At 63.3% G+C, this 15,850-nt stretch carries 11 protein-coding genes; 5 read left to right on the top strand and 6 right to left on the bottom strand.

Translation table 11 applies throughout. The features are described 5' to 3' along the window. The first annotated feature begins 19 nt into the window (after nucleotides 1-19). Nucleotides 20-2,767, top strand: a complete 2,748-nt coding sequence (locus FTO74_RS06215) for an alpha-L-rhamnosidase (protein WP_162537364.1) — start codon at nucleotides 20-22, stop codon at nucleotides 2,765-2,767. Here FTO74_RS06215 and FTO74_RS06210 read toward each other — a convergent pair whose 3' ends face one another. From FTO74_RS06210 to FTO74_RS06195, 4 genes are all read right to left on the bottom strand, one after another. Continuing rightward, nucleotides 2,768-3,898 (bottom strand): hypothetical protein, encoded by a 1,131-nt coding sequence (locus FTO74_RS06210; RefSeq protein WP_162537363.1) that lies wholly within the window; start codon nucleotides 3,896-3,898, stop codon nucleotides 2,768-2,770. Beyond that, complete coding sequence (locus FTO74_RS06205) at nucleotides 3,895-5,886, bottom strand: beta-galactosidase (RefSeq protein WP_162537362.1); 1,992 nt, start codon at nucleotides 5,884-5,886, stop codon at nucleotides 3,895-3,897. The genes FTO74_RS06210 and FTO74_RS06205 overlap by 4 nt, the downstream gene beginning before the upstream one ends. Before the next feature lie 74 nt (nucleotides 5,887-5,960). Beyond that, nucleotides 5,961-7,946: a beta-galactosidase gene (locus tag FTO74_RS06200; RefSeq protein WP_162537361.1), complete on the bottom strand. Its 1,986-nt coding sequence runs from the start codon at nucleotides 7,944-7,946 to the stop codon at nucleotides 5,961-5,963. A 94-nt stretch (nucleotides 7,947-8,040) separates the two neighbouring features. Continuing rightward, the gene (locus tag FTO74_RS06195) at nucleotides 8,041-8,220 is read right to left on the bottom strand and encodes a hypothetical protein (protein ID WP_162537360.1); all 180 of its coding nucleotides are present in this window, start codon (nucleotides 8,218-8,220) and stop codon (nucleotides 8,041-8,043) included. A gap of 175 nt (nucleotides 8,221-8,395) precedes the next feature. On the opposite strand from FTO74_RS06195, the gene FTO74_RS06190 reads away from it, so the two are divergent. Together FTO74_RS06190 and FTO74_RS06185 are read left to right on the top strand one after the other, a co-directional pair. Further along, entirely contained in the window at nucleotides 8,396-9,079 is a 684-nt protein-coding gene (locus tag FTO74_RS06190; RefSeq protein WP_220399091.1) for an aspartate/glutamate racemase family protein, read from the top strand. Then, nucleotides 9,076-10,323, top strand: a complete 1,248-nt coding sequence (locus FTO74_RS06185) for an MFS transporter (protein WP_162537359.1) — start codon at nucleotides 9,076-9,078, stop codon at nucleotides 10,321-10,323. The genes FTO74_RS06190 and FTO74_RS06185 overlap by 4 nt, the downstream gene beginning before the upstream one ends. An 8-nt stretch (nucleotides 10,324-10,331) precedes the next feature. On the opposite strand, the gene FTO74_RS06180 is transcribed toward FTO74_RS06185, so the two are convergent. Further along, entirely contained in the window at nucleotides 10,332-10,733 is a 402-nt protein-coding gene (locus FTO74_RS06180) for a DUF1801 domain-containing protein (protein WP_162537358.1), read from the bottom strand. A gap of 135 nt (nucleotides 10,734-10,868) precedes the next feature. Between FTO74_RS06180 and FTO74_RS06175 the strand changes: the two genes are divergently transcribed. Beyond that, complete coding sequence (locus tag FTO74_RS06175) at nucleotides 10,869-11,900, top strand: DUF1338 domain-containing protein (protein WP_162537357.1); 1,032 nt, start codon at nucleotides 10,869-10,871, stop codon at nucleotides 11,898-11,900. A 21-nt stretch (nucleotides 11,901-11,921) separates the two neighbouring features. Next, entirely contained in the window at nucleotides 11,922-14,858 is a 2,937-nt protein-coding gene (locus tag FTO74_RS06170) for an FAD-binding and (Fe-S)-binding domain-containing protein (protein WP_162537356.1), read from the top strand. Here the strand turns inward: FTO74_RS06170 and FTO74_RS06165 are convergent. Continuing rightward, complete coding sequence (locus FTO74_RS06165) at nucleotides 14,855-15,832, bottom strand: ABC transporter substrate-binding protein (RefSeq protein WP_162537355.1); 978 nt, start codon at nucleotides 15,830-15,832, stop codon at nucleotides 14,855-14,857. The two genes, FTO74_RS06170 and FTO74_RS06165, sit on opposite strands and share 4 nt — an antisense overlap. Nucleotides 15,833-15,850 lie beyond the last annotated feature (18 nt).

The raw sequence follows: 15,850 nt of genomic DNA, 5'->3' as shown, positions 1-15,850 counted from the left end.
AGTTCGAAGGAGATCGGCAATGGCATGGAGTGGAACAGCGGCGGTGATGGCGTTGGCTCTCGCAGGGATGGCAGGAGCGGGAGCAGCAACCGGACACCCGGGCCGGGTAACGGAGCTGCACTGCGAAGGTCGCGAGACTCCGCTCGCCGTGGAAGAGGCTCATCCCCGCTTTAGCTGGACCTATGGAGAACGCACACCGCTGCCGCACGGGACGCTGGAAGACGAGGCACGCGTCGTTGTATCTCACAGCGCGGCCACGGCCAAGGCAGGCAAAGGAGAGGTCTGGGATAGCGGCTGGGTGAAGACAAACTCCCTCGCGATGATCTACACCGGCCCGGCGTTGGAGCAAGGTTCGGAGTACTGGTGGAGCGTGACGACTCACAACGCAAACGGCGCTCCGATGACCTGGAGCGATCCCGCGCGTTTCCGCATTGCGGAAAGAGAGTGGCAGGGCAAGTGGATTCAGGCTCCCTGGAGCACCATACGCGATGGAGCCGAGTCCGATGGCGGCAAACCCATGCCGATCTTTCGGCGCGAGTTTGCCCTGCGTGAGAAGCCCGTGGAGGCCATCCTGCGCATCGCCGGATTGGGCCAGTGGGAGGCGCAGCTCGATGGCAGCTCCACGATTGCTCCCTCCGGTCTGCATCAGGCGTGGACCAGCTATCGCAAGACCGTGACCTACTCGAGCTACGACCTGACCGCGCAACTCAACGCGGGACACCATGCGCTGGGTGTGATGCTGGGCAACGGCATGTACAACGTGCAGAGAAGCGTGATGCCGAACGGCAAGGCAAGGTACACCAAGTTCGAGGGCAGCTTTGGACCGCCGAAGATGATCGCCGAGCTGCGCCTGCGCTATTCGGATGGACGGACTGAGGTGATCGCGAGCGATACAGCATGGAAGGCAGCGCGGGGGCCCGTGGTCTTCAGCTCCACCTATGGTGGCGAGGACTACGATGCGCGCAAGGTTCAGGCGGGATGGAGCCGTGCGGGCTTCGACGATTCAAGCTGGGCTGAGGTGTCTATCGTTGCGGGGCCGGGCGGCGAGCTGCGCGCCGAGATATCTCCCGAGATGCACGAGGCTCAAAGCTATCCCCCTGCAAAGGCGAAGGACCTCGGCCCCAATACCGTCCTCTATGACTTCGGCCAGAACTTCTCAGGCCGTCCCCGGATCAGGGTGCAAGGACCGGCGGGAGCGGTGCTGAAGCTCACCCCTAGCGAACTTCTCAATCCCGATGGCACGCCGATCCAGCGCAGCTCCGGCGGTCCCGCGTGGTGGACGTACACACTCAAGGGAACGGGCGTCGAAGAGTGGGAACCACAGTTCGATTACTACGGATTCCGCTACATGCAGGCCGAGTGGAGTGGCACAGGAGCGCACATCGTTAATATCTCCGCCAAGCGCCTGACCTCGGACTCGCCCGACACAGGCACCTTCGCAAGCTCAAGCCCGATGCTCAACGCGATTCACAAGCTGATCGTCTCCGCGATGCACAACAACGAGGCCAGCCTCTTCACCGATTGCCCGCATCGCGAGAAACTGGGCTGGCTGGAGGAGACGCACCTGGTCGCGGCGGGATTGAACTTCAATAACAATCTCGAAGCCCTCTTTCAGGCGACTGACAAAAACATGGCCGATGCCCAGCGAACCGACGGCATGGTGCCTGAGATCGCGCCGCAGTACATGGTCTTTGACCCCAAGTGGGATATCTTCAACGACTCGCCCGAGTGGGGTTCGGCCGCGGTGCTGGCTCCGTGGGCGGCTTACCGGTTTTACGGCGACGCCAGAGAGCTTGCCCGCAGCTATCCGACGATGCAGGCATACGTGAAGTATCTCGAGAGCAAGGCGCACGACGGCGTCGTCGACTACGGCCTTGGCGACTGGTACGACATTGGGCCGGGCAATCCCGGTGTCAGTAAGCTAACGACGACTGGCGTGACAGGAACGCTGATGCTCTACGAGGACGCCGTGGTCATGAGAAAGATCGCCTCGCTGCTAGGCCATAACGAAGATGCCGCGGCATATACCGCTCTATCCGAGCGCACCAAGGCCGCATTCAACCGGCGCTTCTGGGATGACAAGGCCGGCTTCTACGACAAGGGCAGCCAAGCTGCGAACGCGATGCCGCTGGCTCTGGGCGTAGTGCCGGAAGAGAGGCGCGCGCAGGTGCTTGCGCATATCGTGGCGGATATCCACGCGCACGATGACCACGTGACTACCGGAGAGGTGAGCTATCCCTACCTGCTGCGCGCCCTGATGGCCGCCGGACGCGGCGACCTGCTACTCACAATGACACTGCGCAAGGACGCTCCAAGTTATGGCTCGCAACTGGCTGCGGGCGCGACCGCGTTGACCGAGGCGTGGGATGCGAACCCACACGCCAGCCAGGATCACTTCATGCTCGGTGCGGTGGAGGAGTGGTTCTATCGCGGCCTGGGCGGCATCGACATCGACATGTCACGGCCCGATCCAGCCGAGCGAATTACGATTCGGCCCGATATGGTCGCAGGTTTAAATTGGATCAACTCCAGTTACAAATCGACGGTTGGCAAAATCGCGAGCAGTTGGAAGCGTGAAGGCGGCATCACCCGCATGGAAGTAACCATTCCTACGGGAGTTGAAGCGACGGTCGTGGTCCCGGCACGCAAGGGCGAGTTCGTTACGGCAAGTCGCACCGCGAAGCTGCTGCGCAAGGATGGTGAGGCAAGGGTGTACCGCCTAGGCTCCGGTACATCCACCTTCTCCATACGCGGTGCTAAAGCTTAGCTACCAGGGCTTCGAGCGAGCTACCGCGATACCTCGAACCTCGTTGGGATACTTGCCCGAGACAGCACAGTAGAAGTGATAGAGCGCGCCCTCGTGGTAGATCGCCGAGGGCTTATGCGCGAAGGTCTCATCCACTGTGCCGGGCCTACCGATGTCGATCAAGACCTCGGGAACCTTCGTAAAGTGCAGTGGGTCGTTGCCGAGCGCGAGCATCTCGCAGGCCCGGCCCGGGCGCTCATAACCGAAGCCGAAGTAGAACATCGCATACTGCTTGCCATACTTCATCACGTATGGGTTCGAGGCGAAGCGGCTATCACGCGCATCGGGCGTTGCTGGCATCTGGTCATGCAGCGGGTTTGCCGCAGGATAAGTCGCCGAGCCACGCGGCCCGTTCTTCAGGATCGGGCTGAGCGGAGAGCGTGTCCATGTCTTCAGGTCACGGCTAGTCGCGACGCCGCTCTGCTCGTGCCATCCGCCGCCTTCGAGTTTTGGCAACGTGTCGGTCTTGGCGTTGTAGTAGAGATAGTACATCCCGTTGTCGAGCAAGAGGTCCGGGCGATAGAGACCGCCGTGCTCCCACGGTGCTCCGTCCTGCGGCAACAGGATCGCGTCGGTCAGTGTCCAATGCAACAGATCGGACGAACGCGCAAGGCCTATGACGGCGGCTCCCGACTCATAACCGGCAGAAGGGTAGGCGTTCCACGCGGCGATGTAATGGCCATCAACCTTCAGGGCCTCGCCCGTACCGTGCAGGTTCTTATCGCGCAGGATGGAGCTGATCGCAAGGTTGTACTTCGTATACTGCGAGTTCGCATCGCGCGGCCCGACCAGCGCTGTCGGCGTCCAGTGAACGAGGTCCCCTGAGCTGGCAAGTCCGGTCTGATAGCCGGTACCGTCGAAGCCTATGTAGAGCATGTGGAACCTTCCGTTGGCGCGAAAGACGATGGGGTCATCGACGGCCAGGCCATCGAAATCCATCTTGTTACCAGTGGCCTTGTAGATCAGCTCGGGGTACTTGTACGGCGTGCGATAAGGCGCAACGGGATCGTCGGCAGCCTGAAGCAGTGGCGGCGCGGAGGCAAGAGCAGCAGCCTGGAGGCTGGCACGAAGAAAGCAACGACGGTTCATCATCGGGATACCTCAAGAACGGCGACGCCCTGCATGGGCAGCTCGACCGTGGTTGTGTTCGCGCCGGGCCGCGTGCTGACGGCGGGAAGAAGACTACGATAGCGCCCCGTCAAGACAGCCTGCTGAGCGGCGTTCGAGTGATTGATGAGGATGGCAATGGTGCGCTCCGCGTTGCTGCGGATGCAGAGTTCCACATCCTTAGGCAGGCTGGCCGAGGATGCGGCGACGTGGGCGTCATGCACAGCCGTGCTCATCAGGCTGCGCATGCTCGCCTCATCAGGCAGAGCGCCGAGATAGGATATGCTTCCCCTCCCCACCGCTCGCGTAATCATGGCCGGCCGGCCGTCGAGCCAGCCATTGGCCACACCATAACGCAGGTCAACCGTCGTATCGGCCGCCGTAGTGGAGAGCTGCTCAGCCCAGATGTCAGTCGTTGCATCTTTGCCGATCCGCACCGGCTCTGTGAGTGCGTAGTACTGCTCCACGCGGCCTCCCAGCGCCGCAGCCAGCGGCCCCGGCTGGCGCTGCGGATGAAGTGAGTTGTACTCGTCCTTCATCCCCGAACGCGGCCCCAGCAGCAGGTGACCACCCGCCTGCACCCACGCCATCAGATGATCGGCCAGCGTCTGCGGGATGACGTTGAGCGAGGGCGCGACCAGCAATTTGTAACCATCGAGGTTCGTTATAGGCCGGATGACGTCGACGCTGCGGACAAGCTCTTGCAGCTGCGCGTAGAAGCGTACCAGCACCTGCTGCTGGTCATACTCTCGCGTGTGGAGCTGGAAGTCGATGGCCCAGCGCGAATCGTAATCATGCAGAACCGCCACCTCCGCATGAGGCGATGTGCCCGCGAGCGCACTGCGCGTAAGGTCGAGGTCGCGGCCTAGCTGCTCGATCTCGTCATAGATCGGCAATGGCTTGCCATCGGGCCCAGCGATGGCTCCGTGATACTGTTCCTGCCCATTGAGCGCGTCGCGCCACTGCCAATAAAGGACAGCATCAGCACCGTGGCCGATAGTCTGCCACGCCAGAGCGCGGGTCTCGCCAGGCGCAAGCGCATTGTTGATCGGAGCCCAGTTCACCGAGCCGGGCTGCGTCTCCATCACCCAGAAGTTCTGCCGCTTCCAGCCGCGCACGAAGTCGTTAAGCATGGCATTGCGCGCAGGCTGCAGATGCCCCTGCCCGACGTAGTCGTCCCAACTCGCCAGGTCGAGGTCCTCGGTCATCTCGTAGTGATCCCAGTTATCCGACCAAGCGAGGCCGCCGATGTTCGTCGTGATGAACTGCGACGGCAGGATGGCCGCACGCAGTACGTCTACCTGCTCCTTCTGGAAGCTGCGCCACGTCGCAGTAACGAAGTGCTTATGCTCCAGCAACAAGCCGGGGTTTCCATTCGTGTTCACCATTGGGATCTGGTCCCATGCGGTATAAGTCTGCGACCAGTAAGCCGTCGTCCACTGCCGGTTCAGGTTGTCGAGCGTTTTATACTTCGCTTGAAGAAAGTGCTGAAACTGTGCGCGGGTCGCAGTGTCGAAGGACTCGTCCGTGTACTCGTTGCCGATCTGCCAGCCGATGATGTTGGGATTGTGGCCGAAGCGCTGAGCCATCTGCCTCACGATCAGCGCGCAGAGCTGCCGATAGCGGAGGCTGGCATAGTTAAACTGACGCCGCCCGCCGTGCTCACGGTAGTGACCGTCGGCGTTCATGCCCAAGGTGTCAGGATACTTCGTGGTCAGCCACGCGGGCGGTGCGTCGGTCGGCGTGCCAAGGACGACAGCGAGATGATGCTTACCCGCCAGAGTAATCGCCCGATCGAGCCAGTCCAGATCGTAGCGCCCCTCGGATGGCTCCAGCGTCGACCACGCAAACTCGCCGATGCGCACGACGTTCATGTGCGCCTGTTCCATCAGCGCGAGATCAGCATCCCAGCGCGACTCCGGCCACTGCTCCGGATACCATGCCGATCCAAGCAGAGGAGCGTTTGGCGTCATGTGGGGCTTTGCCTCCTGAGCATGACTCCAGGTACCCGAGATAAGAGCTACAGCAAGTACAACTCCGGCTCGGATCACGGCCGCCTCGCAAGCTGGTACACGGCCACGCCATGAGGAGGCAGTTCAATCGACTGACCGGACTTGCCGGAGAGCAGCTCCGTCCCGTCGCGATGCGTCTCGACATGTTGGGCTGCCGAACCATGATTGATGAAGATCCACACAGCTCCCTGAGCACTAGAACGATCCATCAGCTCCACATCAGCCGGTAGCCCCGGCAGGATGGGATGAACCTCCGCCTCGCTCAGCGACGAAGTGACCGCAGCCTTCATCAGTCCCGCGTCAAGCGTCGCGCCAATGTAAGTGATGCTGCCCTTGCCAAAGCCATGCTCGATGGCCGCAGGTTTGCCCGCGAGCCAGCCCGCGCTGTCGGCGTAGGTCATCAGCACCTTGGCATCAGGAGCCGTCGGGCTCAGCTCCTCGGCCCAGATAGCGGCTGAGCCGGAGCCGAGCGGCCCGGTAATCTCCACTGGCTTGTCGAGGGCATAGTACTGCGCCACATGCCCGCCCAGCGCGGCGGCCAGGGGGCCGGGCTGGCGCTCGGGCTGAAGCGCGTTGTCCCCGTTCTTCATTCCGGAACGCGGACCCAGCACCAGGTGTCCGCCCCGCTGAACATAGGCCAGCAAATTCTTAGCAGTCGCGTCCGAGATGACGTTCAACGAAGGCGCGAAGACCACCTTATAGCCGGTCAGATCGGCATCCGGCGAGAGGATGTCGATGTTCTGTGCCAGAGGCTGAAGAGCCCGATAGAGGTCCGTGAACTGCTCCTCGTAATCGAACTTCTGGCTATGCTTCTGGAAGTCAATAGCCCAGTGGCTATCGTACGATTGCAGCACCGCTACTGAGGCATGTAGAGACGTTCCTGCCAGAGCCTTGCTGGCCTGCTCGAACTCCGCACCCGTCTTCTGAAGCTCGGCGTAGATTGGCACCGGGGTTCCATCCGCTCCAAGCAGCGTACCGTGATACTCCTCCTGCCCGTTGAGCGCCGAGCGCCACTGCCAGTAGAGCACCGCGTCGGCACCGTGGCCCACGGCCTGCCACGCCATCTCGCGCGTCACGCCCGGTGGCAGGATCGTGTTGATCGCCCCCCAGTTCACAAAGCCCGGCTGCGTCTCCATCACCCAGAAGTTCTTCTGCTTGAAGCCGCGCACGAGATCGTGTTGAACCGCGTTCACAACGGGATCGAGATGGCCGTCGGGGTAGTAGTCGTCCCACGCGGCTATGTCGAGCGAGCGATGCAGCACGTAGTGATCGAAGCCTTGGAACCAGTGCATCGTATTGGTTGTGATGAACTGGCCTGGGGCGATGTTGGGACGAATCACGTTGATCTGGTTCGCCATGTAGTCAACCCAGGTATCGGTAGCGAAACGCTTCCAGTCCAGCAGCAGCGCGGGGTTTTCTCCCTTGGCATGGACGGGGATCTCGTCGAAGTTATCGTAGGTCTGCGACCAGTAGGCGGTAGCCCAGCGCCGGTTCAGCTCCGCGATGGTGCCGTAGCGATGCTGAAGCCATAGGTGGAACTGCTGCTTCGCGGAAGGATCGAACGAGGGCGCCGCTAGCTCGTTGTCGAGCTGCCAGCCGATCACATTTGGGTTGTGGCCGAAGTGCTTCGCCATCTCGAGCGCAATGCGAGCACTCAGCTCACGGTAACGCGGGCTTGTAAAGGAGAAGTGTTGGCGGTTGCCATGCTCCGCGCGCTTACCGTCCTCGTCCACCCGCAGCGTCTCCGGATACTTCGTGGTCAACCACGCAGGCGGCGCGGCGGTCGGCGTGCCCAACACGACAGCGATGTGATGCTTCGCGGCCAGGGTGATGGCATGATCGAGCCAGGTGAAATCGAAGTGCCCTTCGGACGGCTCCATCGTAGACCAGGCAAACTCGGCGACGCGCACGACGTTCATGTGCGCCGCTTCCATCAGTTGCAAATCGGCCTCCCAACGCTCCTCGGGCCACTGCTCGGGATACCATGCAGTACCGAACCGCAGGGGCTGAGGAGAGGTCATCGGAGCCTGCGCAGCCAGAGGCGCGGCACATAGAAGGAGCGCGAAGAATAGTTTGCGATACAAGCGGAACCTCTCGGAGATAACTCAATAACTCTTAGACCTGCGCTGCAACTTCTGCAATAAACGTGAGCCAGCATAAAACGTTCTCGCCTGATTTATCCATGCAGGAATCGCATTGTGTCTCAAACCCGTCCATGATGGACAATGGAAGCCAGGGCAGGCCGCGATATTCCACGACGCCGCAAGAGCCGAAGCGTTCCGCTATGCGGTTCATTGAGATGGCCTTACGCGCTGGTTCCCCGCGGTTACGCCACTCGAGAGCAAACTCATCTTTACTAAGAGGCAAGCTCCGCGTAGAAGGAGAGTCGTCCCATGCCGCGGCCACGAGAGTGGCGGAGCATGACGTTCCTGATGGTGTTTCTAACGGTGTTTCTGGAGGATGACCCGACGTGGCGCAGACCCTTGCATTGATTCACACAAGCCCCACCCTGACCCCGCTGTTCGGTGCTCTCTGTGCCGAACAGATGCCTGAGACTACGATCTTTCACATGGTGGACGAGAGCCTCATCAAGGACACGATCCGCAACGGATACCTGCGCCGCGTGACCATGCGGCGGCTGCTCGCCATGATCGAGTCGGCCGAGATGTCCGGTGCTGACGCCGTGATGGTCACCTGCTCCTCCATCGGCGCGGGCGTCGAGCTAGGCAAGCAGCTCTTCGACTTCCCCGTCGTCCGCGTGGATGACGCGATGGCCGAGCAGGCCGTGCGGATGGGCCGCCGCATCGGCGTGATGGCCACGCTGCGCACGACGCTCGAACCCACCATCGCGCTGCTCCAGGCCAAGGCTGCCGAGGCAGGCAGGGAGATCGAGATCGTCTCCTCGCTCTGCGACGGAGCCTTCGACGCCGTGCTCGCCGGAGACACCGCGACCCACGACCGCATCTTGAGCCAGGCTTTGCAGAACGACATGAAGGGTGTCGACGTGGTCGTGCTGGCTCAGGCCTCCATGGCGCGCGTGGTGAAGGCGATGCCCGAGGGCCTGCTGGCCATGCCCGTGCTCAGCAGCCCTGAGCTGGCAGTACGGCGCGCGGCGGAGATCATGGCCTCCCGCAACGGATCGGCGGCACGTTGAAGAAGCGGCATGGCGTTCTGGGATTGCTGTGCGTGGTCTCGGTCATCACCTTTCTGGACCGGCTCGCCATTCCTGTTGCCGAGCCCGGCATCCGCGGCGAGCTGCACCTGACACCCGAGCAGTGGGGCTGGGTGCTCAGCTCCTATGTGCTGGCCAACGCGCTCTTCGAGATACCCTCCGGGGCCTTCGGCGACCGCAACGGCCAACGCCTCGAGCTGACGCGCATCACGGTCTGGTGGTCCGGCTTCACCGCGCTCACCGGCTGGTGCCGCAGCTTCTTCCAGATCACCGCCGCACGCTTCCTCTTCGGCGTCGGAGCAGCCGGAGCCTATCCCAATGCGGCGGGAGTGCTCTCGCGCTGGTTCCCCAAGAACGAGCACGCCCGCGCCCAGGGATTCATCTGGGGCGCAAGCCGTCTGGGCGGAGCACTGGCTCCCCTGCTGCTGGTGCCGCTCGCCCGCCACGTCGGCTGGCGCGGAGTCTTCTGGGTCCTCGGCTGCGTGGGCCTCGCATGGTCGGCGGCTTGGTGGCTGTGGTTCCGCAATGACCCGTCTGAGATGCCCGGAATTACCTCCGGTGAGTTAGAAGAGATCCGCGCCGGACAGATCGCGCACGGAGCCACGCATCATGCCATCCCATGGCGACGTCTCTTCGCCCTGCCCCAACTCTGGCTGCTCGTCCTCGCCTACTTCTGCTACGCGTGGGGAAGCTGGTTCTACTACGGCTGGTTCACCACCTGGCTGGTACGCGGCGCGGGCCTCTCCGTCGCGCAGATGGGCATCTTCGCATCGTTCCCCTTCGTCATGGGGCTGGCCGGAAACCTCGTCGGCGGAGTCGTCAGCGAGCGTCTGGTCGAGCACCATGGCGCACGGCGAACCTACCGCTGGGTCACAAGCCTCTGCCTCATCGCCACCAGCGCCCTGCTGCTCAGCATGAGCCTCGTGCATGGCCACGCGGCCATCGTCGTCCTGTCCACGCTCGGCTTCGGCGTCATGGACCTGATGCTGCCCTCTGCCTGGGCCATGTGCATGAGCCTGGGCGGACGCTACGGCGGCACAGCCACGGGCGTCATGAATACGGCGGGCAACCTCGGCGGCTGGGTGTGCACCGTCGTCTTCGGCTACATCATCAAGGCCACCGGCGACTACAACCTCCCGCTGCGCGGAGTCGCCGCCATGGTGCTGATCGCCGCGTTGATCTTCTCCCAAATAGACTGCACACGCGGCATGGGCGAAGAGGCCTGAGGGCGCAGCTAGCCGTTTTCAACGCGCGCCTTGATATCCAGATACGCTGCCTCGATAAGCCTGCCGAGCGCCGCGGCATCTGTAGCGGTTCCCGGTCGCAGCTTCACATGGCGCATAAACTTGCCAGCACCTTGCAACAAGCGGGCCTGGTCCGGTAGTGCCGCGCCGTGAAAGAACCCCACATTCACGTGCGAGGTGAATACATTGACGTAGCCGAAGGGAGCATCGCCCAGACAGGCGACCGGACAACCGTCGTGCAAGACCTCCCGGACCTCATCCCCGCAGCTTCGCATCACCTCAAACCACTGCTGCGCGATGGCTCCCAACTCTCCTTCATGCTCCTTCATCCACGCACCAATGGCGGGATCGCGTTCGACAGCACCGTTGAATCGCAGCAAATCCGTTCTCATCGCAGCTCCATTTCTGCATTCGGCCCCATGTTACGTGGCTTCCTGCTCGAGGACCGGCAAGATACAGATTGTCGCTCAATCCAGCCTCGGGCTATCATGCAAGAACCGCTGAATCAGCCGCCACACGGAGTTCCCATGCCATCGTCTGAGCCCATCGTCCTCGAACAGATCCTTACGCCCGTCATTGGGCCCGAGCGCACCGGCCGCCTGCTTCGCATCCTCACCCTCGACCCGGCTCTGCTCGCACCCGGCAACCGAGTCAGCCGCGCAGTCCTGGCCCAGGCGCTCAACGTGCTGCTCTTCGAAGACCTCATCGCCCGCGTTCCCGCCGCCGCCCTTTACGTGGAACGTTGCCTCGAGCATGGCGGCACCATCCTGCACGACCACGGCGCGGTCCGCACGGTCGATCTCGCGGGCATGGGCGCTCTTCCCGGTGGACAAGAGGCCATCATGCGCATCCTGCGTCCGCTCGGCTACCAACTGCGTGGCACCTACCCGCTCGAGCGCCTGCGCATGACCGGCCGCTCCTACGCCCAGGCCGAGCACCCCGAGACCATCGCCCAGTTCTTCATCAGCGAGCTACACGTCGACCGCTTCCCCGCCGAGTTTGGCGAGGCCGTAACGCGCGTCACCTCTTCCTCGAAAGACCCTCTCGCACCCGAAGCCGTGGCCCTGCTCACGAAACTTGAGGTGGAAGGCTCACTCTCCATCGCCGACGCCGTGGCCCTGCTACCTGCGCTGGTCCTCTGCTTCGACCGCCAGCACGATGTGCCCACGCTTGCCGACTACGAGGCCCTGCTGCCGCACTCCGCCGAAATGGCCTGGATATCCACCGAGGGCAACGCCTTCAACCACGCAACGGATCGCGTGCAGGATGTCGAGAAGCTGACGATTGAGCAGAAGGCCCTCGGCCAGCCCATGAAGGACAAGGTCGAGGTCTCGGGCTCGGGCCGCGTCCGTCAGACCGCCTTCCACGCCGCCCGCGTCATGCGCAGCTTCCGCGATGCCTCGGGCTCCCTCGTCGAGCGCGAGGTGCCCGGCTCCTTCCTCGAGTTCATCGCCCGCGACTTCATCCCTGGCGAGGCCACGCAGACCGCGCCGATACTTGATCTCAGCTTCGACCCATCGAACGCCCAGGCCATCTTCAAGATGACCGCAACCAGCTAAACGCAACCGGATCGGATACAAATGGCGGCTTCTCCTTTCGTCCTGCTCCCCAGCTCCCACGCCCGGGCGCACCTCCGCTTCCCTCAGTCCGACGCGCTTGAAGAGGCGCTCCGCGAAGCCATCTGCGGCGAGGTGCGCTTCGATCCGGCGTCGAAGGCGCTCTACGCCACCGACGCCTCCAACTACCGGCATATCCCCATCGGCCTCGTCATCCCGCGCGATGAGGCCGACGTGATCGCCGCCGTGGACGTCTGCCGCCGCTTCGACGCGCCCATCCTCTCTCGTGGCGCGGGCACCGGCCTCGCCGGACAGAGCTGCAACTTCGCCGTCATCTTAGACTTCTCGAAGTACATGAACGGCATGGACCCCATCGACACAGAGGCCCGCACGGTCCACGTTCAGCCCGGCATCGTGCTGGACCGTCTGCGCGACGCCGCCGAAAAGTTCAACCTAACCTTCGCGCCCGACCCCGCCACGCACAGCCGCTGCACCCTCGGCGGCATGATCGGCAACAACTCCTGCGGGGTCCACGCTCTGATGGGCGGCAAGACGGTCGACAACATCGTCTCGCTCGACCTGCTGCTCTACGATGGAACCCGCCTCACCGTCGGCCCCACGACAGAGGAAGAACTCGAAGCTCACATCGCCGCCGGTGGACGCATCGGCGCTATCTACGCGGGTTTGAAAGACCTGCGCGACCGCCACTCCAATCAGGTCCGCGAGCGCTTCCCTGATATCCCCCGCCGCGTCTCCGGCTTCAATCTCGACGAGCTGCTGCCCGAGAACGGATTCAACATCGCCCGCGCCCTCGTCGGCAGCGAAGGCACCTGCGCCGTCATCCTCGGGGCCACGTTGCGACTCGTGCAGTCTCCACCCTATCGCACCCTCTTGGGTATTGGCTTTTCAGACATCTACGTCGCCGCCGATCAAGTCCCGCACCTGCTCTCGCACCCGCTCATCGGCCTCGAAGGCATCGACGGCTACCTGCTCGACGCCCTGCGCCGCAAGCAGAAGTCCCTCGACGACCTTACCCTGCTGCCCGAGGGCCGCGGCTTTCTGCTGGCCGAGTTCGGCGGCGACACCCAGGCCGAGTCCGACGCCAAAGCCGCAGCCCTGGCCGCATCACTGGCCACGCTCCCCGTCGCGCCCGACTCCCGCATCTACACGCCCGCCGAGGCCAGCCGCGTCTGGCACATCCGCGAGTCCGGCCTGGGCGCGACCGCCTTCATCCCCGGCGTCGGCACCGGCTGGGAGGGCTGGGAGGACGCCGCCGTCGATCCCACCCAGCTCGGCTCCTACCTCCGCGCCCTCAGCGCGCTCATGCAGGAGTACGGCTACTTCAGCCCCATGTATGGCCACTTCGGCCAGGGCTGCGTGCACATGCGCTTCAACTTCGACCTCGAGACCGAGGCCGGAATCCTCGCCTTCCGCGAGTTCATCGACCGCGCCGCCGATATCTGCCTCGCGCACGGCGGCTCGCTCTCGGGCGAACACGGAGACGGACAGGCTCGTGGAACCCTGCTGCCCAAGATGTTCGGCCCCGAGTTGATGGAGGCCTTCCGTGTCTTCAAGCGCCTGTGGGACCCCACCAACCGCATGAACCCCGGCAAGCTCATCGACGCGCACGAGGCCCACGAAGACCTCCGCCTGGGTGCCGACTACGCTCCCTGGAAGCCCGAGACCCACTTCGCCTTCGCCGAGGACAAAGGCTCCATGGCCTCAGCCGCGCTACGCTGCGTGGGCGTGGGAGCCTGCCGCAAGACCGACGCCGGAACCATGTGCCCCAGCTTCATGGCCACCGGCGAGGAGCTTCACTCCACCCGGGGCCGCGCCCACCTGCTCTGGGAGCTGATGCAGGGCGACGGCACCCCCACGGGCAGCGAGGCACTCGCCGACCGCTGGCAGAACGAGCAGGTCCGCGAGTCGCTCGACCTCTGCCTCTCCTGCAAGGCCTGCAAGAGCGAGTGTCCGGTCTCGGTCGACATGGCCACTTACAAGGCCGAGTTCCTCTCGCACCACTACGAGCACAAGCCGCGCCCCATCGCGCACCACGCCTTCGGTCGTATCGACCGGCTGGCCCGCATCGCGTCGTACTTCCCCGGCCTGGTCAACGCTATCAACAACGCGCCCGGCATCAAGTCGATCATCAAGTCCACGCTGCACATCCATCCCAACCGCATCTTTCCGCGCTTCGCCAAGGCCTACACGCGTACCCGCAAGCCACAGCGGCACCTCGAAACACTGCCCAAGGTGATGCTCTGGGCCGACACCTTCAACAACTACTTCCACCCCGCCACCATGCAGGCCGCCGACCACGTCCTTCGCGACGCGGGCTTCGAGATCGAGCTACCGAAGCGTCACCTCTGCTGTGGACGCCCGCTCTATGACTTCGGCCTTCTCGACACCGCCAAGCAGTACCTGCTCGATATCCTCGACGCATTGGCTCCGCAACTCGCCGTTGGAACGCCCGTCGTGGTCCTCGAGCCGAGCTGCGCCTCGGTCTTCCGCGATGAGCTGACCAACCTGCTCCCCAACGATCCTCGCGCGAAGAAGCTCCGCGACCAGACCTTCCTGCTCAGCGAGTTCCTGGTCCGCTTCGCCCCGAATTACCAGCCGCCGGTTATCTCTGCCCACAAGGAGATCATCGTCCACGGCCACTGCCATCATCGCTCCGTCGCAGGCATGAACGACGAGATGAAGCTGCTGCGCATGACCGGCGCAAAGGTGCGCTTGCTCGACTCCGGCTGCTGCGGCATGGCCGGTCCCTTCGGCTTCGAGGACGACAAGTACGAGGTCTCGCAGACGCTCGGCAACCGCGTGCTGCTGCCTGCCGTGCGCGATGCCGCAGCCGACACCATCATCCTCACCGACGGCTTCAGTTGCTCCGAGCAGATCACGCAGAACACCTCCGCCCGCCCGATGCACCTGGCGGAAGTGCTGCGGGGCACGTCCGCCTAAGGGACAAACTTCAGGCTGTAGGCAGAGGCCGGATCAATCGGCCTCTCCAGCACTTTAAGGTCAACCAGCTGCTGGTACGTGGCGTTCCAACGCGCGGCGGTAAAGTGCCCCAGATGCGAATCGGGTGTACCAGCTCCGTCAATAAAGTGGCCGGATTTCAGCGTCTCCACGCTGTACTGCATCTGCTCGGGGCTCATCGCGGGGTTCAGCTTCGATAGCTCCGCGTTCACCTGCGCCGGATCGGCGAGATAGCTCTGCCAACCTTGCATAGAGGCCTTTACGAACTTCGCCACGACATCGGGATGCTCATCCAGAAACTGCTTTGAGGCAAAGATAACGCGGTAGGGCTGGTAGCCGGTCGAGCTGATAAGCAACGTCCGCACCTTGGCCCCGGCCTTGCGCGCAAAGTACGGCTCCGAGGTTACGAAGCACTGCTGCGCGTAGTTGGGGTCTTGCAGAAAGTTAGCGACGCTATAGGTCGCGGGGATCTCGCGCACGCTGTGCAGGCCGTAACGCTTGAGCAGGTACTGGAACCAGATGGAGCCGGGCTTGACCGCGAGCGTATGGCCCTCAAGGTCGGCGAAGCCGTGGACCGGCGACTCCTCGTGCACCATGACGCACTGCGGGTCCTGCTGCATGGTCGCTCCCACGGCCACCAGCGGCAAGCCATGCGAGTGGAAGACCAGCACCTGGTCGGACGACCCCATGGCAAACTGTGCCGCGCCGCTCGCCACCTGCTGCTGCGCCACCACCATCGGGCCGCCCGGCGCGATGGTGACGTCAAGCCCCGCCGCCTTATACAGCCCCTGCATCTTCGCCTCGTAGAAGCCGCCCATCTCCGGCTGCGGATACCAATCCGTCTGCAACGTGATGGGGATAAGCCCATCGGATGATGGCTTCGCCTTACATCCATTCAAGGAGATGACGGCAAGTGCGCAAAACGAGACCAGAAACAATAGCTTACGAAGCTGCATAGCAAAATCTCCAGACGA

Origin of the sequence: Granulicella sp. WH15 (assembly GCF_009914315.1) — a bacterium.
Lineage (GTDB): Bacteria > Acidobacteriota > Terriglobia > Terriglobales > Acidobacteriaceae > Edaphobacter.
The sequence above is the reverse complement of the archived record's forward strand: the minus strand, read 5'-3'. Positions and strand labels throughout refer to the sequence as shown.